This is a genomic window from Pseudomonas sp. 2822-17 (assembly GCF_002742485.1).
In the GTDB taxonomy this organism is placed as follows: domain Bacteria; phylum Pseudomonadota; class Gammaproteobacteria; order Pseudomonadales; family Pseudomonadaceae; genus Aquipseudomonas; species Aquipseudomonas cyclaminis.
Genome location: NZ_LJRZ01000971.1, coordinates 1 through 231, shown reverse-complemented (window position 1 = coordinate 231; position 231 = coordinate 1). Strand labels below are relative to the sequence as shown.

The window sequence follows — 231 nt, the reverse complement described above, 5'->3', positions numbered from 1 at the left end:
CAAATTGCAGCGTGTAACGAATTGCATTTTGACAGATATGGAAAAAGGAGAAGTACTCACTCTCCAAAAACCGAGACGTGGCTGGTGGGTTGCACCAGGGGGGAAAATGGGGCTTGGTGAAACAATTAGAGAAAGTGTTAAAAGAGAATTTTGGGAAGAAACAGGAGTTTACATTAAAGATCCAAACTTAAAAGGAATATTTACCATATTGATTGAAGAAAATGGTAAAAT

The 231-nt window shown here is 37.7% G+C and carries 1 protein-coding gene; it reads left to right on the top strand.

Going from position 1 to position 231, the window contains the following annotated elements; genetic code table 11:
- Positions 1 to 37 precede the first annotated feature (37 nt).
- Positions 38 to 231, top strand: a 194-nt coding sequence (locus tag AOA60_RS31990) for an NUDIX domain-containing protein (RefSeq protein ID WP_256592921.1), incomplete at its 3' end; no start/stop codon positions are given.